18 protein-coding genes are annotated in these 17,486 nt (G+C 61.4%); 8 read left to right on the top strand and 10 right to left on the bottom strand.

The genetic code is table 11. The features are described from left to right. The 3 genes from B5P46_RS12660 to B5P46_RS12670 all read left to right on the top strand — a co-directional run. Nucleotides 1-132, top strand: a 132-nt coding sequence (locus B5P46_RS12660; RefSeq protein ID WP_164986452.1) for a transposase, incomplete at its 5' end; no start/stop codon positions are given. A gap of 754 nt (nt 133-886) precedes the next feature. After that, on the top strand, nt 887-1,930 hold the full coding sequence (locus tag B5P46_RS12665; RefSeq protein WP_129418949.1) for a porin: 1,044 nt from the start codon (nt 887-889) through the stop codon (nt 1,928-1,930). A gap of 465 nt (nt 1,931-2,395) precedes the next feature. Next, nucleotides 2,396-2,890 (top strand): hypothetical protein, encoded by a 495-nt coding sequence (locus B5P46_RS12670; protein ID WP_206735345.1) that lies wholly within the window; start codon nt 2,396-2,398, stop codon nt 2,888-2,890. A gap of 6 nt (nt 2,891-2,896) precedes the next feature. Here the strand turns inward: B5P46_RS12670 and B5P46_RS12675 are convergent, their stop codons facing one another. Beyond that, nucleotides 2,897-3,616, bottom strand: coding sequence for a hypothetical protein (locus B5P46_RS12675; RefSeq protein WP_129418951.1), 720 nt, complete (start codon nt 3,614-3,616; stop codon nt 2,897-2,899). Nucleotides 3,617-3,848: 232 nt separating this feature from the next. Between B5P46_RS12675 and B5P46_RS12680 the strand changes: the two genes are divergently transcribed. After that, nucleotides 3,849-4,361: an MgtC/SapB family protein gene (locus B5P46_RS12680; protein WP_129418952.1), complete on the top strand. Its 513-nt coding sequence runs from the start codon at nt 3,849-3,851 to the stop codon at nt 4,359-4,361. A gap of 60 nt (nt 4,362-4,421) precedes the next feature. On the opposite strand, the gene B5P46_RS34420 is transcribed toward B5P46_RS12680, so the two are convergent. Together B5P46_RS34420 and B5P46_RS12685 are read right to left on the bottom strand one after the other, a co-directional pair. Continuing rightward, entirely contained in the window at nt 4,422-4,598 is a 177-nt protein-coding gene (locus B5P46_RS34420; protein ID WP_164986486.1) for a hypothetical protein, read from the bottom strand. 58 nt (nt 4,599-4,656) lie between these two features. Continuing rightward, nucleotides 4,657-4,887, bottom strand: coding sequence for a hypothetical protein (locus B5P46_RS12685; RefSeq protein WP_129418953.1), 231 nt, complete (start codon nt 4,885-4,887; stop codon nt 4,657-4,659). Between the two features lie 353 nt (nt 4,888-5,240). On the opposite strand from B5P46_RS12685, the gene B5P46_RS12690 reads away from it, so the two are divergent. Beyond that, nucleotides 5,241-6,329 (top strand): DUF475 domain-containing protein, encoded by a 1,089-nt coding sequence (locus B5P46_RS12690; protein ID WP_129418954.1) that lies wholly within the window; start codon nt 5,241-5,243, stop codon nt 6,327-6,329. A 99-nt stretch (nt 6,330-6,428) separates the two neighbouring features. Here the strand turns inward: B5P46_RS12690 and B5P46_RS34425 are convergent, their stop codons facing one another. The 4 genes from B5P46_RS34425 to B5P46_RS12705 form a co-directional block, all read right to left on the bottom strand. Next, nucleotides 6,429-6,599, bottom strand: a complete 171-nt coding sequence (locus tag B5P46_RS34425; RefSeq protein WP_164986487.1) for a hypothetical protein — start codon at nt 6,597-6,599, stop codon at nt 6,429-6,431. A gap of 171 nt (nt 6,600-6,770) precedes the next feature. Further along, complete coding sequence (locus B5P46_RS12695) at nt 6,771-8,288, bottom strand: tripartite tricarboxylate transporter permease (RefSeq protein ID WP_129418955.1); 1,518 nt, start codon at nt 8,286-8,288, stop codon at nt 6,771-6,773. Between the two features lie 88 nt (nt 8,289-8,376). Further along, nucleotides 8,377-8,868, bottom strand: a complete 492-nt coding sequence (locus B5P46_RS12700; RefSeq protein ID WP_129418956.1) for a tripartite tricarboxylate transporter TctB family protein — start codon at nt 8,866-8,868, stop codon at nt 8,377-8,379. Then, nucleotides 8,865-9,809, bottom strand: a complete 945-nt coding sequence (locus tag B5P46_RS12705; protein ID WP_129418957.1) for a Bug family tripartite tricarboxylate transporter substrate binding protein — start codon at nt 9,807-9,809, stop codon at nt 8,865-8,867. Before B5P46_RS12705 ends, B5P46_RS12700 begins: the two co-directional genes overlap by 4 nt. A gap of 334 nt (nt 9,810-10,143) precedes the next feature. Here B5P46_RS12705 and B5P46_RS12710 point away from each other — a divergent pair, with 334 nt between their 5' ends. Further along, nucleotides 10,144-10,827, top strand: coding sequence for a winged helix-turn-helix transcriptional regulator (locus B5P46_RS12710; protein ID WP_129418958.1), 684 nt, complete (start codon nt 10,144-10,146; stop codon nt 10,825-10,827). 221 nt (nt 10,828-11,048) lie between these two features. Further along, on the top strand, nt 11,049-11,894 hold the full coding sequence (locus tag B5P46_RS12715) for a class I SAM-dependent methyltransferase (protein ID WP_129418959.1): 846 nt from the start codon (nt 11,049-11,051) through the stop codon (nt 11,892-11,894). Nucleotides 11,895-12,133: 239 nt separating this feature from the next. Here B5P46_RS12715 and B5P46_RS12720 read toward each other — a convergent pair whose 3' ends face one another. The 3 genes from B5P46_RS12720 to B5P46_RS12730 all read right to left on the bottom strand — a co-directional run bounded on the left by B5P46_RS12720 (nt 12,134) and on the right by B5P46_RS12730 (nt 15,250). Then, nucleotides 12,134-13,180 (bottom strand): ABC transporter substrate-binding protein, encoded by a 1,047-nt coding sequence (locus B5P46_RS12720; protein WP_129418960.1) that lies wholly within the window; start codon nt 13,178-13,180, stop codon nt 12,134-12,136. A 64-nt stretch (nt 13,181-13,244) separates the two neighbouring features. Further along, a complete protein-coding gene (locus B5P46_RS12725) occupies nt 13,245-14,114 on the bottom strand; it encodes an ornithine carbamoyltransferase (RefSeq protein WP_129418961.1) in 870 nt (289 codons plus the stop codon). Nucleotides 14,115-14,164: 50 nt separating this feature from the next. Beyond that, complete coding sequence (locus tag B5P46_RS12730) at nt 14,165-15,250, bottom strand: MerR family transcriptional regulator (protein WP_206735346.1); 1,086 nt, start codon at nt 15,248-15,250, stop codon at nt 14,165-14,167. A 336-nt stretch (nt 15,251-15,586) separates the two neighbouring features. Between B5P46_RS12730 and B5P46_RS12735 the strand changes: the two genes are divergently transcribed. Further along, the gene (locus B5P46_RS12735; protein ID WP_129418962.1) at nt 15,587-17,455 is read left to right on the top strand and encodes an adenylate/guanylate cyclase domain-containing protein; all 1,869 of its coding nucleotides are present in this window, start codon (nt 15,587-15,589) and stop codon (nt 17,453-17,455) included. Nucleotides 17,456-17,486: the final 31 nt, after the last annotated feature.

Raw genomic sequence — 17,486 nt, forward strand, 5'->3', positions numbered from 1 at the left:
CACCGAAAAGCCCATCTGCCAAACTGGACCCACATGTACAATTGGCATCGTCCTCATGGTAGCCTGAAATCAAAAACACCCATCGGTCGCCTCGGTCTCAACCGAGACAACCTGTTGAGGCTCCACAGCTAGACCCGGCACTTTGCGGAGCGAGTTTGCACGTGATTGGCTCGACCATGATCCGGGGCTGGATTTCAATTGGCTGTGGGATCGCCCCGCACGCGGGAAACCGGTCAGCATCAAGCTTTGGCTGATCCCGATCACGATCCTCGCGGCTGGGATAGCGATCCTCTGGGACGATTTCAAAAATCCCTAGCGAGACGACTGCTCTTCCCGTTCGACGCCCGAGCGCTCGCCGGCAAGCTGGTGAAAAGGGCAAATAGAGCGATTCCAGCACAAGTGCGCGCCAGATCTTCGTCGCTTCTCGTCGAGGCGACGTATCGTCAGCCACCGATCACTGCCCGTTAGAACCTGTGGCCAATATCGGCATGCCCCGGCAGACCCTGGCGGTCGCTGGCCTTCCTCCGACTCGCGCAGATGGCTGTTACGGCGTGTTCACATATGAGGACACGCTCATTCGAGCATCAATTGCATACCGCTGCTGAATGCTCAGCCCCGCGTTGCTCACCTATCCGGAAGCGCGGGTTTGTGACGGACAGATGACGGGTTTGTGACAAAGCGCGTGTTATTTCAGCAACATAGCCACGACAGCCTTCTGTCATGATCGATATCGTTATTGCGGCACAACATCCCTTATGTAATTTCCGCGGCGAGGCAGGCACCGAGCCAAAATGGTGCCGCTTCGGTCACACGGGTTGAAGACACGTAGGGACTGCCGAGGGCAGACGGTCTTCATCCTTTTGCATCTGAACTGGAGGTTTATTCCATGAACATCAAGAGCCTTCTTCTCGGCTCCGCTGCTGCACTTGCAGTAGTATCCGGCGCTCAGGCTGCCGACGCTATCGTTGCTGCCGAGCCGGAACCGGTTGAATACGTTCGCGTCTGCGACGCTTACGGCACCGGCTACTTCTACATCCCGGGCACCGAAACCTGCCTCAAGATCAACGGTTACATCCGTTTCCAGGTTGACGTTGCTCCGAACGCCAGCTCTATCAACGCTGCTGGCGGCGGTTCTGTTGCGAACGACTCGGACTGGGACGCTCGTACGCGCGGTCAGGTTCAGTTCACGGCCAAGAGCGACACCGAATACGGCCCGCTCACCGGCGTAATCGTCATCCAGGCTAACGCCGACAACGCTACGAACCAGCAGACCAAGCTCGACTCTGCTTACCTCGACATCGCCGGCTTCCGCGCTGGTCTGTTCTACTCCTGGTGGGACGATGGCCTCTCCGGCGAAACGGACGACATCGGTTCTCCGGTCACGCTGCATAACTCCATCCGTTATCAGTACGAAACCGACGCTTTCTACGCTGGCATCAGCGTTGACGAGCTGGAAGACAGCCCGTTCTACAATGGCGAAACTGCCAACAACGTTGGCGTTGCCGTCGGTCTCGGCGGCAAGGCTGGTGCATTCAGCTATCAGATCACTGCCGGTTACGACACCGACAACGAAGAAGGCGCCGTCCGTGCTATGGGTACGGTTGCTGTCGGTCCGGGCACGCTCGGCCTCGCAGTTGTCTACGCGAGCAACCCGAACGCCTACTACAACAAGGCTGAATGGGCTGTTGCTGCCGAATACGCCATCAAGGCGACTGACAAGCTGAAGATCACCCCGGCTGTTCAGTACTACAACAACTACGGCATCACTGCTGGCGAGTTCAACGACGACAATGATGCCTGGAAGGTCGGTCTGACGGTTGATTACCAGATCGTCGACAACCTCTCCACCAAGATTTCGGTTCAGTACCTCGATCCGGACAATGCTAGCGACGTTACCTCGGGCTTCTTCCGCCTGCAGCGCGCGTTCTGATAAAAGGCTGCCGGCTAGACAGTATGTCGTCCGAAAACCGTTCACACTTTTCGGCATCATGCTCTAAACCGGCAGCTGCAAATTCCTGATCTGACTGACCTCCGATTGGGAAAGAATGGGCCTGGACTTCCCTGCCTGGGCCCATTCCCCTTGACCAGACATGCGTCCAAGACAGCATGCTCGATGAGTGCCTTGCCACTGTCGTATCACATCGGTTCATTGCCGATGTCCGGCAGCCTATGTCGTTGCTGAACCTGGTAACCAGCAAGCTCAACCAACTTTTCATCCATCTGCCGCCGATCGCCAAGCTAGCCCGGCGGCCGACAAAATTTTTGCGCCTCAGCAATAACGGCGCCAAATTCGGACACAGAGCCATGCCATGGCGAACCGAGGGTGAGGTAGTGATTCGCTTCGCCAGGACATGGGGCCACGACATGGGGCCACGACATGGGGTTTGAGATCGAAATGAAGTTATCCGCGCTTGCCGCTGCCGCCCTTTTTTCCGCCGTCCTCGCCTTGCCGGCCTCTGCCGCGCCGGCCGCGCCCGCCGAGACCTTTCCTGGTGCTCCCGGCGTAATCACGCTTTCCGGCAAATGCGCCAAGCTGGTCGTCGCCAAATTCGACGCCACCAAGGGCTGCAGGAACGAGCTTGCCAGTGTCACGCTGGCCAATGGCGTGGTGACCTTCATCTTCACCTCGGATGGCAAGGCGCTGGGCTTCCAGGGCGACGGCAGCGGCATCAAGCCTGCCTCCAATGGCAATGCCCGCCTGCCGCTCAGCCTCGTCACCACGGGTGTCGGCAACAAGATGACCGGAGAGGTCAAGGTCGCCGGCTTCTGCACCTTCGGCAATCCCTATGCCGGCAAGCCGATCGCGATCGAATGCACCGCTGAAAGCAAGGACTCCTCCTTCACCGGCAGCTTCCGCACTGGCGGCAAGCTGGTGAAGAAGGGTAAGTAACCGCCCTCAAGCGCACCAGGCACTGCCGGCTGCCCCTGGCTTGCGTGCCAGGCCCTCATTGATCAGTTGCGCGCCGAAAGAGCGCCCGTCGCGCGAGACGACGCGCGGCGCGCCAGAGGGCTCGGCCTTACCCGCCGCATTCATGGTGAAGGGTCCGGCGTTCAGAAGCGCCAGCAGCCGCGACTTGGCGGCAAAGGCCACCCGGCGCTCGCCGTCACAGCGCGCCTGGTCGACCACCGGGCTTGCCATATCGGCAATCACGATCTTCTCGCCCTTGTACCAGAAGACGCCACCGTCGCCGACGCAATTGATATGGGCGCCCTGCCCGCAATAGCCGAAGGCGACTGTCCCGGTTTGCGAAACGGCAGCGGGGGCCGGCGGCGGCACTGCCTTTATCGGCTGGATCATCGGCGTCGGGATCGCGGCCGGCGGCTGCGGCTGCGGCTGCGGTACTGCGACTTTCGGCGTGGGTGCGGCAAGCGCTACCTGCTTCGGCGGCGCGTCCTTCCTGACGACGGGCCTCGGTTCGGCCGTGTCCCGTGTGATCGGCGTCGATTGTCTTGCAAGCATCGGCTGGATGCTCTTCCAATGGTCGTGGGCGACGATGCCGCCGATCGCGGCAATGCCGATCACCGCCCAGGGCAGCAATCCGCCACCGCTGCTGCGCGCTTTGCTCTTTCCTCTCGCCGGCGCCTTGCGGCGGCCGCGTGTCGCTGTCTTGGCCATCTGTCCGATTCCCGTGAGGCCGGGATTATCGCCGCCTAATCCTTTCCGAAAGGTTGGCACGGCGACAGGATGATGCCTGGTTCGCCGAACTTTCCCTCCAATGACATGAACGCGCTGGCGCGCACCGGAGAGGCCAACGGGACCGCCGAAACGCACGAGGGAAAAAAGCTGAACAAATTCCGCGCTCAGACGTTAGCCAGCGAAAAATTCCATCTTTTCTGGGGGAAAATTCATGGATCTTATTATCGCCGACATAATACCGGAGTCGCGTATCCACTATCCCGTCATTTTCGCCCGCCTCTTCGGCGCCATCGTCTTCGGCGGGCTGATCGGCTTCGAGCGTGAGGCACGCGACCGCCCGGCGGGCTTCCGCACTCATATTCTGATTAGTCTTGCCGCTGCCCTCTTCGCCATCATCTCGATCGAGGCAGTGCACATGCCGGGTTTTACCGATGACGAGCAGGTGCGCATCGATCCGCTGCGCGTGATCGAAGCCGTGACCGCCGGCGTCGCCTTCCTCGCCGCCGGCATGATCGTCTTTGCAAGAGGTCGGGTGCACGGGCTGACGACGGGCGCCGGCATGTGGCTCTCCGGCGCCATCGGCCTCGCCATGGGCTTCGGCTATTGGCCGATCGCCTTCTTCGCGACGCTCGTCGCCATCTGCGTACTCTTCGCCTTCGGTAAACTCGAACAATGGTTCGGCTTTAATTCCGGACAGCGTGTCGATCGCGATGAACACAAATAGAAAAGCAAAGCGCCCGGCATCATGCCGGGCGCCCGTATTGTCAGCGTAACTGTCTGTTGGTCATTCGGCGCGTGTGGCCGAAGGATCGCTTTTCCCAACCGATGCCGTGCCGCCGATGGCGGAGAGCGGCTTCTGGCGTTTGCCGATATCGATACGCTCGTCCGCCGCTTCGCGTACGGCCTGCCATTCATTTTCGTGCCGGATGAAGATCTCGCGGGGCACAAAGTTGATCGTCATATGTTTCTCACCCTGTTTCAAATCTACCGTCAGCGCCCAAGGGCTTCCGGAATGCCCGTTATTTCTTGGTCTCTGCATTGCCCTTGATGTCGGGGCCACCCTTGGAAAGATCGGCGCCGGTAACATGGGCCGGCACGTGAATGTCGTGGTAGATGCCAGGGGTCAGTGTCAGGTCGACATGATGCGGCGGCAGCACCTGCGCCTTCTGCATGCGGTTTGGCTTCGCCCGCTTCATGCGGTCGGACGCCTCCGTGCGTTTGTCGGGAAGATGGGTCGAAGTGTGCATCATCGGCCTCCTTTTTTAAGCTCAACCAAGGCCTAACGGGCGGGCATCAGGATGGTTCCAAAAAAATCACCCAATCGCGGTGTGACGACCGACCTTGACTGGCCCGCGAAGTTCATTACCTAGTGCCTATCCCGCAGCCTTCCAGACATCGGCTGACGGGGAACTTTGGTGCCGGGCCCCTCTGGCGAGAGTTTTTACGGCGCTCTCGTGATGTCGGTACCGCCTGCAGCTTAGCCGGCGGATTTTTCATCGATGAACAAGCTCACCATGCCTGACCCGCATGCCCGTGGTGGCGTGCCGCGTCTTTCCAATATATCGACCCTCGTCAAGACGATTTGCGGCCGCGAGGTGCGGCCATGAATCAACCCGTAACCCCATCCTCGCTCAGCTATTTCCGCTGGGCTTTCATCGTCACTGCCCTCGGCCTCGTTCTCGGCGCGGTGCTCGGCTGGCAGACGACCGGCACGATCGGCGGCATGGCGACCGTCTTCTTCATCTGCACGGTGCTTGCGGTGCTGGAGATCTCGCTCTCCTTCGATAATGCCATTGTCAACGCCAACAAGCTGAAGGAGATGACGCCGGTCTGGCAGCAGCGCTTCCTCACCTGGGGCATCATAATCGCCGTCTTCGGCATGCGCATCGTCTTCCCGCTGGCAATCGTCGCGATCGCGGCACAGATCGGCCCCTGGGATGCTCTGGTGCTTGCCGCCCGCGAGCCGGCCGAATATGCCCGCATCATGAATGACGCGCATCTGCCGATCGCAGCCTTCGGCGGCACCTTCCTGATGATGGTCGGCCTCAATTACTTCTTTGACTACAAGAAGGAAATCCACTGGCTTCCCGGCCTGGAAAGGGTGATGGCGCGTTCGGCCGCCATCAAGGGTATCGAAATCGCCGTCGTGCTGGCGCTGATGCTGGTTTTCTCCTGGCTGATCGGCGGGGAGGAAGCGACCGTCTTCGTCAATTGCGCCCTCTACGGCCTGCTCACCTTCCTCGCGGTCGAGGTGGTCGGCGGGCTGCTCGATGCCTCGCAAAAGACGATGAGTGCTGCCGCCAAGGGTGGTCTTGGGGCCTTCATCTATCTGGAGGTGCTGGATGCAAGCTTTTCCTTCGACGGCGTCATCGGCGCCTTCGCGCTGACGCAGAACCTCTTCGTCATCGCGATCGGCCTCGGCATCGGCGCCATGTACGTGCGCTCGATGACGATCATGCTGGTGGAGAAGGGAACGCTTGCCGAATACCGCTATCTCGAGCATGGCGCCTTCTACGCCATCCTGATCCTCTCGGTGATCATGTATGCCCAGACCCTGGTGCATATCCCCGAGGTCATCACCGGGCTCGGCGGCGCGGCCTTGATCGGCCTGTCCCTCTGGTCGTCCATCCGCCACAACAAACGCGAAAGGGTGGAGGATCACGGCGCCCAACGGGAAGAGCTTCGCGCCTGACGATGCAAGAAGCCGCAGTGCGCGGCGCCCTTGCGGCTAAAAATAAAGCCCGCGACCATCCGGTTGCGGGCTAATTCATTCATGCATGGCTTGAAGGTATTAGCGGGTGACCTGACCGAAGGAGGCCGGGTCGATGCCGAGTTCCCTGAGGTCGTTGGCGCGCGGGCGGCGGCCGGCTTCAACGGCAGCACTGACGGCATTTGCGGCACCAAGCACGGCGAATGCGCGACCAAAGAAACTCGTACGGACTGAATTGCGGATGGCGGACATTGTCCCTTTTCCTCTTGCTCTGATTGACTACCCATAGATGGCATCGCGCATACACCGCCACAATGCTCAGAAAATCACCTCAGCCATGCAAAAACAGGAGGCCGGCGCATGTCTCCATGGCCGGCCTCGAGAGAGGGGGTGGGTCGTCTTTTTCTTCTAGCCTTCTTTGTTCTAGTCTTCGTTTGCCGCCAGCTGCGACAGCACCTGCCCCCTGCCGCGCAGTCGCAGGATCAGCGGGATGAGAAAGGCCGCCGCTGCAACGATCAGCAGGCCTGCCGCGATCGGCGACATCACCAGCGTCGTCACATCGCCCTGGCTGATTGCCAGCGCCCGGCGCAGCTGCTGCTCGGCAAGCGGCCCGAGGATCAGCCCGACGACGGCAGGCGCGATTGGATAGCCGAAGAGCCGCATCACATATCCGAGCAGACCGAAGGCGAGCAGCATGCCGAGCTCGAACACCGACGGATTGGCGCCGATCGTCCCAAGCGTCGCAAACAGTAGGATGCCGGCATAGAGCCACGGCTTCGGAATGGTCAGCAACCGCACCCAAAGCCCGATCATCGGCAGGTTCAGCACCAAAAGCATCGCATTGGCGATGAGCAGGCTGGCGATCAGTCCCCAGACGAGCTGCGGATTGGTGGCAAACAGCAGCGGCCCCGGCTGCAAGCCGTATTGCTGGAAGCCGGCAAGCATGATCGCCGCCGTCGCCGTCGTCGGCAGGCCGAGTGTCAGAAGCGGTACCAGCGTGCCGGCGGCCGATGCGTTGTTCGCCGCCTCGGGACCGGCCACGCCTTCGATCGCACCATGGCCGAACTCTTCCGGGTTTTTCGCCAGCCGCTTTTCGGTCGCATAGGAGAGGAAAGTGCCGATTTCGGCGCCGCCCGCCGGCATCGCGCCGATCGGGAAACCGATTAGTGTGCCGCGCAGCCAGGGCTTCCACGAACGCGCCCAGTCCTCAGCGGTCATCCAGAGCGAACCCTTGACCGCCTCGACCTTCTCCGCGATCCGGTTGCCCTGCGCGGCGATATAAAGCGTCTCGCCGATCGCAAACATCGCCACGGCAAGCGTCGTTACCTCGACGCCGTCGAGCAGGTCGGGGATGCCGAAGGAAAGCCTGGCCTGCCCCGTCTGCTGGTCGATGCCGACCATGGCGAGAGCAAAACCGATAAACAGCGACGTCAGGCCCCGCAATGCGGAATCGCCGAAGGCCGAAGAGACGGTGACGAAGGCAAGCACCATCAGCGCGAAATATTCACGCGGCCCGAAGACCAGCGCCAGCTTGACGATGTAAGGCGCGATGAAGGCAAGCCCGAGCGTCGCGATCAGGCCGGCGACGAAGGAGCCGATCGCCGCTGTCGCCAGCGCCGGTCCGCCGCGCCCGGCGCGCGCCATCTTGTTGCCCTCGAGCGCGGTGACGATCGAGGCGCTTTCACCCGGCGTGTTGAGCAGGATCGAGGTCGTCGAACCGCCATACATGCCGCCGTAATAGATGCCGGCGAACATGATCAGCGAGCCGCCGGGATCGAGCTTGTAGGTGACGGGCAACAGCAGCGCCACGGTGAGTGCCGGGCCGATGCCGGGAAGCACGCCGACGGCGGTGCCAAGCGTCACGCCGACCAGCGCATAAACCAGGTTCATCGGCTGCATCGCAACCAGAATACCCTGCCATAGGAATTCGAATGTGCTCATCTTGGTGTCCCAAGCGGCGTTCCCGACTATCCGATTTCGGGGTCAGGCGCCGCGCAAAATCAAAAAAGCTGACAGCGCGTCCGCGCGGTCAGAAGAACAGATGTTCGAGCGGGCCGGCCGGCAGCGTCAGTTGCAGCAGCTGCGAGAAGATCGCCCAGACGACGAAGCTGAGGACGATGCCAAGCGGCAGCGAGATCCACAGCTTGCGTTTGCCGAAGCCGCGTGCTGTCAGCGCGAAGAGGATGCCGGTCGCAATCGAGAAGCCGGCGACGCGCAGGAGCAGCATCTGGCCGGCAAGACCGGCGACGATCCAGATGACGGGTGCGACTTCCTGCCGGTCACGTTCCGGAAAATCGCCGCGCCAGGCTTCGAAGGTGGTCCAGATCCCGAGACAGAAGAGGCCGAATGCCACCATTTGAGGCGCGGTCGCCGGACCGATGCGGTCGTACTGCGCAATCGTTTTCAGATGCAAGGCATCCCAGGCCATCACGCCGGCGACGACGAAGAGGAAAACGGCAATGATGAACGCCGCCCAATCAGGGCGGCGCTCGGTTGCCGAGGAGGTGTTATCCTCGCTCATTGAACAAGTCCGATATCTTTGAGAATGCCTTCAGTGGCCGCGACATCCTTTTCGAGCTGCGCCTTGAAGGCGTCGCCGGAGAGATAGGTGTCGGCCCAGCCCTTGGTCTTCAGCGTTTCCTGCCAGGTGGCGGAGCTGTGCAGCTTCTCGAAATCGGCGGTGACGGCTGCCACCTGCTCTGCCGACAGGCCGGGGGCAGCGGCGACCATGCGCCAGTTCTGGATGGTGACGTCGGTGCCGGCTTCCTTCAGTGTCGGGGCATCGACACCATCGATGCGCTTTTCACTGGATACGGCGAGAAGACGGAGCGTGCCTGACTTCACCTGCGATTCGAACTCGCTATAACTCGAGACGCCGGCCGTGACCTGGCCGCCGAGAATGGCGGCGAGCGCTTCACCGCCGCCGGAGAAGGCGACATAGTTGATCTTGGTCGGATCGACGCCGGAAGCCTTGGCGATCAGGCCGACGGTGATATGGTCGGTGCCGCCGGCAGAGCCGCCGCCCCAGGAAACCGAACCCGGATCCTTCTTCAGCGCCGCCACCAGATCGGCCATGGTCTTGATCTCGGATGCAGCGGGAACGACGACGGCCTCATATTCGCCGGTCAGGCGGGCGATCGGCGTGACGTCCTTGAGCGTCACCGGCGACTTGTTGGTGAGGATCGCGCCGACCATCACATAGCCGCCGACGATCAGCGAATTCGGGTTGCCGGCAGCCTGGCTGCTGAACTGCGCAAGGCCGATGGTGCCGCCGGCGCCCGGGACGTTCTGGACCTGCACGTTGCCGGAAATCTTCTCCTGCTGCAGCGCGGTCTGCAGCGAGCGGGCCGTCTGGTCCCAGCCGCCGCCGGGAGCGGCGGGCGCGATGATGGTGTAATCGGCCGCATAGGCCGGCAGCGCGATGGTCGCTGCAAGAAGGGTTGCGATGAACGTATGCTTCACGATGTGTCCTCCGTCGGCGGCTGAGCAAACCGCCTGCTGTTCTCTGGGAATCGGGAGGAATGGCCGGCCAGCGGACGCAAGCGTCCTGAATGACGAGCGGAATACCTCCCAAGGCTTCAGCTCTCCGCCTCCACGGAGAAGAAGTAGCCAAAGCGACCACAACAACCTGTCATTTAGCTGACATCGGCGAGATATCCAGAAGGAGAAGACACTTTTTTGCCGTAATTGGCGGGCGCCGGCTGAGATCCGCTTTCTCCTGCCGCAAGGCAAGTACATTATCTACACTGGACGTCCGTTTTTATTTGCCGGATATTTCAGGCCGGAGGGCAATCCGATGGCGAATGGCGGTTACAACCATTTTTGTCCGGTTTCCAAAGCGTGCGAGCTGCTTGAGCCGCGATGGACGCTGCTCATTCTCTGCGAGATGTGGTCCGGTTCGACCCGCATCAATGAGATCCGGCGGGGCGTGCCGGGAATGTCGCCGACCCTGATGGTTAAGCGCCTGAGGGAAATGGAAGCGAACGGATTGATTGTCCGGTCGCAAAACGATGCGACGGGCGATATAGTCTATAGAACGACCGACATGGCCAAGGAGCTGGAGCCGATCGTCCACGCGCTTGGAAAATGGGCGCACAGGAACGTCGACGCCGACGTCACGCTGGAAAGGCTCGATGCCCGTATATTGATGTGGAACATGCGCCGCAAGATCGATGCGAGTGCGCTTCCTTCCCGCAGGCGCAGCGTCATCAGGTTCAGCTACCCCGAACTGCCGAGAGACGAGAGAAATTACTGGCTGCTGGCAAAACCCGGTATGCCGGTCGACCTGTGTCTCAGTGATCCCGGCTATGACGTCGACCTTTTCGTGACGGCGGAGCTCAAGGCCATGACATCGGCATGGATCGGCCTGTCGAGCCTGGAAACGGAAATCGCCCACGACAAGATTTCCCTGATCGGCGACACGACCCTCGCCGCCAGCATGGAAAACTGGATGGTCAGAAGTTCCTACGCGATCGCCTGAGGCGCCATGTTTGCGCCTGCCAGTCCATATTCTGTATCGGGATCGCTACACTTCCTACACTAGGCCGAAACGCCAGTTCGCGGCACCATCGAACCATGAGCGGACCAGCGGCAACGCTGATTGGCGGGCCGGCCGCTTTGCAAACCCGAACGGGAGCAACAAAACCCGGCGGACGTTACGGCGGATTGCCTGCGTTTGCCGACAAGCCCAGGAGAGAAACCATGCAGACCACCCCCAGCATGTCGCGGGAGTCCGCGATATCCCAAAATACCGACCTTGCCGCCCTGAAGTCGCGCCAGCAGATCGCATGGGCCTCAGGCGATTATGCCGTTATCGGTGTGCGACTGCAGATCGTCGGCGAAAGCCTGTGCGAGGCGCTGGACCTGCGCGGCGGCCAGAAAGTGCTGGATGTGGCGGCCGGCAACGGCAACGCCACGCTTGCCGCTGCCCGGCGCTGGGCCGAGGTGACATCGACGGATTACGTCCCCGAGCTTCTGGAGCGCGGCCGCGAACGGGCGATCGCCGAAGGCATGCCGGTAAACTTCCAGATGGCCGATGCAGAGGCGCTACCGTTCGAAAACGGAGCTTTCGATGCCGTCATTTCTACATTCGGCGTGATGTTTACCCCCGATCAGGACACTGCGGCGAAGGAGATGCTGCGGGTCTGCAGATCAGGCGGCAGGATCGGCATGGCGAATTGGACGCCGAACGGCTTCATCGGCCAGGTGTTCAAGACGATCGGCCAGCACATTCCACCCATGCCAGGCGTGAAATCTCCTGCACTCTGGGGCACGACCGCCAGGCTCGAAGAGATGTTCGCAAGCAGCGGACGGATCGCCGCCACGCCGAAAATCTTCAACTTCCGCTACCGCTCCCCCGCCCATTGGCTGGAAATTTTCCGCACTTGGTACGGCCCGGTGCACAAGGCGTTCGAGGCGTTGCCCGAGCCGGGCAAGGCGGCGCTGGAACGTGATTTCCTGACGCTGATCGAGCGCTTCAACCAGGCCGAGGACGGCACGATGGTGGTGCCCGCCGAATATCTCGAAGTGGTAGTGACGAAGCATTAACACGGCTGCCGGGCTTGATCTGGCGGGATCATCGGCCCGGCCTCCCCAAACTCTGCAGCAAAGGCCCCATGGTTTAATTCCGGTGTCGTCATCGATGGCAACGGAACCCACGAAACTATCGCGAGACCACCAGCCGCCTCTTCGCCGCGCAGAAAGCCAATGGCTCCTCCCCGGGGCAATCTACTGCGTTGCCGACAGCACTTCACTCGTGGGGCGAACCGGCTGAAAGCTGACGCCCTTCACTGCGTACGCAAGACCTCGTTCCAGTGCGCGATCAGCCGCGCCCGCTTCACCTGATCTAGATAGACCATCAGCCCGGGACTGACCGGCACAGGCCGCAGTTGGGCGCCGAGCAGTTCCTGCAGCGTGTTGGCGGTATTTTCCCCCGCCACCTCGGGGCTGACGGCCGGGATCTGCAGCTCGCGCGCCATGATCGTCTGCCCTTCCCTCGACATGAAGAAGGTGAGGTAACGCCGACCGAGCTCCGGCTCGGCGGCGGCCTGCGGCACCAGCCCGATCCGCGACATCACCACGGTATAATCCTTCGGCAGCACGATGCCGACATCGGGATAGCGCGAGGCCCAATCGGCCGCATAGGAGCCGAGAATATTGTAGCCGAGCACGAAGCGCCCGTCGGCAACGCGTTCGAGGATCGCCGAACTCGTCGAATAAAGCTTGACGCCGGCAGCCCCCATCGCCCCGATCACCGACCAGATGTCGCCGAACTGCTCCTGGTCGCGCGCCATGAAAAGAAAGCCGACGCCGGAACGCTCGATATCGTAGGTGCCGATCCGCCCATAGACCTCGTTGCCCTTGCGTTTCAGATAGTCGACGAATTCGGCCCGCGAGCTCGGCACCGGCTCATGCGCAAAGCTCGGCTTGTGATAGACGAACACCGCCGGCTCGAAGGTGAGCGCATAGGCGGTGTTGCGCCAGTTCGCCCATTTCGGCCATGCAGCACTCATCGGCAGGTTGCTGACCTGTGCATATCCGTCGTTGGAAAGCTTCACCTGCAGGTCCATCGCCGAGGAGAAGGCGAAATCCGCCGTCTTCTTGCCGGCATCCGTCTCCCTGACGATCCGGTCGTAGATGTCGCCGGTCAGCATGTCCTCATATTTGACTGCGACATCGGGATTGGCGTCCTGGAAACCCCGGATCATCGGCTGCGCCAGGGGCTCGTCGAGCGAGGAATAGACCGTCAGCACCGGCGCATCGGCATTGCCCGACTTCGCTGGATAGAAGGCCTGATCGGCTAGCGCGAAGCCCGGCCAGAACGCCAGCAGCAAGATGAAAACTCTCCTCATGCCGCAACAATGCCTGAGCATGCCGGGAGGAGCAAGGCCGCCGGATCTATGTGATGACCCACTCCATCAACGCATTCTGCGCGTGCAACAGAAAGGCCTTGGCGGCGCGGCTTCGGCAGAGCGGATGCTCCATCCCCTCCGCCGTCACCTCCTGACCGCGCGTAACCGGCGGGCACGGCAGGAAGATCGCATCCTCCCGCAAACGATCTAGCACATCGGTCCCGATCCGGTAGCCGGCGAGCGCGTCCGAGGCGGCATCGCCCGGCCATGAATCGGTGATGACGACGTCGGCGTCCGATAACTCGCCCACATCGGTACTCACGCGGAAGCGTCCATTGAGCAACGCGGCGTCGCTGATGTGCCAGCGTTCGGGAAAGACCTGCACCACCTCGATCTGCAACGCGATCGACGCTTCGGCCCAGGAGCGCAGGATATTTGCGTCCGCTGCCACGCCAACGACCTTCAACCCGTCGATCGAGCCGCGCCGGCTCTTGATATAGGCAAGGTCGCCGAGCGTCTCGCAGGGATGGTTGGAGCGTGTGCGCGCGTTGATGACAGGCACCCGCGAGGCTGCCGCCACCGCCTTCAATGTCGCAAACTCCTTCGTGCGGATCACCAGCATGTCGAACCAGTTGCCGAGATAACCCGAGAGATCGCCGGTTTCTTCCCTGGTATTGAAGCCGATCGGCACATGCACGCACATACCACCCATCGCCTGGATGCCGAGATCGAAGGCGGTCGTATTGCGCCAGCCGCCGTCGTCGACAATCAACGCGACGCGTTTTCTCGCAAGGCTCTGCGGCATCGCACGCTCATCCCAGGCTTTGGCGAGCGCACCGGCGCGACCGATAATCGATCGAAGTCCGGCCTCCGGAATATCATGAAACTCCAGAAAATTCCGGACCGAACCCGTCATCCCCAGCCTCGTTGCGCTTGAAACCGTCGCCACAATAACCAGGCCCGGCCTCACGGCAATCGTCGAAAGAAAATCCCGCTGAACCGGCCATCGGCAGCAAGTACAAATCGCCATTCCATCGCAGCGTTTTCGAAGGCGACGTCGTAGACGTCCCACCCCTCCGACGATACGCCCTTGAAGGAGATCGACCGCAGCGCACCCGCCCGCTCCATGTCTGCGCGGATCATCGGCATCTGCTCCCGCCCGGCATCGGCAAGCGCGGGAACCATCCTGTCGTAGTCGACCTCGCCGCTCTGATGCTGGGCGATCAGACTGCGCAGCAGCGCTTCACTATTATCGACCGGCTGCTTGTTTTTTGTCCGGTTCTCCAGGTCGGCGAGCATCCTTGCCGCCTCCGCCGCACCGATCCGCGGCGCCTCCTGCTCATATCCGTTCTGATGCAGCACAAGACGGTCCACCCGCCCATCCGGTCCGCGGCGGAAGCTGATCTGCGCCGCCACCACGCGATAGAAGAATTCGTCCTCCTTCTCCGGATAGATATCGATAGCCTCCTGGCCGAGCACCTGCGCCGTCAGTCCGCCTTCGCGGCGGGCGATCGTGATGATGCCGCTGCCGTCGAAGAGGTAGGCGCCGAGATAATCATCATTGAGTTGAGCCGCGATCGTGCCTTCCGTGCGTGGTCGCGCCTGTTCATAGCGCCTCCAGGCGACGGCGTCGGCAGATTGGTCGGTCATGCTGGTCTCCTTGGCTATGCTGACGAGTTCGTTGATCGAGATGGGTTCTCCGGCGGCGATCCGCTGCCGCAAGGCATTGATCCGCGAGAGACTGTCTTCGACGCGGCTGCGCAGTGAGAGCAACTGCGTTTGCTGCATGGCGAGTGTCCGGTCGAGATCTGTCGCCTGGCCAGCCAGCAATTCGGTGATTCTCGCCAGACTGAGCCCCAGTCGCTTCAAGGCCAGGATCTCGTTCAGCCGCGCTATGTCTTCGATACCATAGAGCCGCCAGTTCTTGCCGGTTCTCCGTGGGTTGATCAGCCCACGTTTCTCGTAGAGGCGAAGCGCTTTTACCGTCAGCCCGATTCGCTCGGCGCATTCGGCCGCCGTCAACCAGAGATTCTCGTTCATTCGCTCGTTCATGATTCCCTCGCGAATCGTCTTCTAGCCTATGCCCTTGGGTCCGGCTCAAGCCTTAAATCGATCGGCGATCGGTTTTATGATGCCGACCCGGGAAGTGTCGGGCAAAGCAGAACACTTCGTTTTCTCCGATGTGAATTGTCTTTTCATCACAAAGGATTAGGGATTGGCTCCGTCCTTCACCCGTTTAGAGTATTGATGAAGATCGACGACGTTATATGGTCGCGCTGCCGCGTTAAAAACGTCGAGACCGCCCGAATTTATTATTCGGGGGACGACTCTACGCGACAAAAACTCTATAAAAAGCTAGACTAAACTGGGAAGATCCATGGAGGGGTCATGGAACGACGACTGAGCGCTATTCTTGCTGCAGACGTCGTCGGCTACAGCCGACTGATGGGCATCGATGAATCCGGCACGTTGCAGGCGCTGAACCGCCATCGCTGCGAGCTGGTCGACATTCGTATTTCAGACTACAAGGGCCGGATCGTCAAACTCACCGGCGACGGCATCCTTGCCGAATTCCAGAGCGTGGTGAATGCGGTCGCCTGCGCCGCCGAAATCCAGCGCAGCATGGCGGCCCGCAACGAGAACGTGCCCAAGGACGAGCGCGTCGAATTCCGTATCGGCATCAATCTCGGCGACGTCGTGGTCGAGAACGGCGACATATTCGGAGATGGGGTCAATCTCGCCGCCAGGCTCGAGCGCATCGCAGCGCCGGGCGGCATTGCCGTGTCGGCCTCGGTGCGCGACCAGGTCGGTTCGCGGCTCAATCTTGGCTTCGAATTCATCGGCGAACATACGCTGAAGAACATCAGGCAGCCCGTTCAGGTCTATACCGTCAGCTTGGCGCCGCCTTCCTCCGCCAGATTGGTCGCGCAGAACCGCAACACCTGCTTCATCGCGGTGCTGCCCTTCACCAATATGAGCGGCGACGCCGACCAGGATTATTTCTCCGACGGCATCACCGAAGACATAATCACCGATCTCTCCAAGATCTCCAGCCTGCACGTCGTGCCGCGCAACACCATTTTCACCTACAAGGGCATATCGGTGAAGGTGAAGCGGCTCGCTCAGGAGCTTGGCGTGCGCTATGTGCTCGAGGGAAGCGTGCGCATCGTCGGCAATCGCGTGCGCATTTCCAGTCAGCTGATCGATACCGCCAATGGCGACCATCTCTGGGCCGAGCGTTACGACCGCGACATGACTGACATCTTCGCCATCCAGGACGAGATCACCCATGCGATCGTCGGCCAGTTGAAGGTGCGTCTGCTGCCGGAAGAGAAGAAGGCGATTGCGACTGAGCCGACCGCCAATGTCGAGGCCTATACCTATTATCTCAGGGGCCGCCAGCTCTCCCACACCTGGACCAAATCCTATCTGCAGCTCGCAAGACGCATGTTCTGCAAGGCCGTCGAGCTCGACCCGGACTATGCCCGCGCCTATGCCGGCATCGCCGATTGCGACGCGGCGATCCGCGATTGGGCACCTGACGACGTGCCGTTGAGGCGCATCCTCGACATGAGCGCCCGCGCCCTGGAGCTCGATCCTGACCTTCCCGAAGCCCACGCCTCCCATGGTCTCGCCCTGCATCAGAGCGGCTATGACGATAGGGCGGCGGCGGCCTTCGAACGTGCCCTGGCGCTCGACCCGAACCTCTTCGAGGCGAATTTCCACTATGCCCGGTTCTTCTTCATGCACGGCAACTTCGCCGAATCCGTGCAATATTTCACCCGCGCCGCCGCCATCCGCTCCGATGACTACGTCTCGCCGATCCATCTGATGTCCGCCTATCGCTCGCTCGGCCGGGTGCTGGATACGGAAAACTGGGCGCGCCTCGGCCTGCTGCGCGCCGAACGCGCCCTCAACCTCAATCCGGAAAATTCCGGCCCCGCCCATCGCGGCGCGCTGGCGCTTGCCCATATGGGCGACGCGGCAAGGGCACGCGACTGGGCGGCCCGCGCGATCGCCATCGATCCCGACGACATCGTCGCGCAGTATAATCTCGCCTGCGTCTACTCCGTCCTCGGCGACGTCGACCAGGCGATCGATCTGCTGGAGAAGCTGCTGCCGAACAGCTCCGTCTACCATATCAAATGGTTCGACAATGATTCCGATCTCGACAACATCCGCGACGATCCCCGCTTCCGGAAGCTGCTCACCGCCGCAATGATGCAGCGCGAACGGATCGAAAGGACCGGGAGCTGAGGTCGAACCTTTCCCGGCCGTTCACCCAACC

The sequence above is a fragment of the Rhizobium leguminosarum genome (assembly GCF_004123835.1).
Taxonomy (GTDB): Bacteria; Pseudomonadota; Alphaproteobacteria; order Rhizobiales; family Rhizobiaceae; genus Rhizobium; species Rhizobium leguminosarum_M.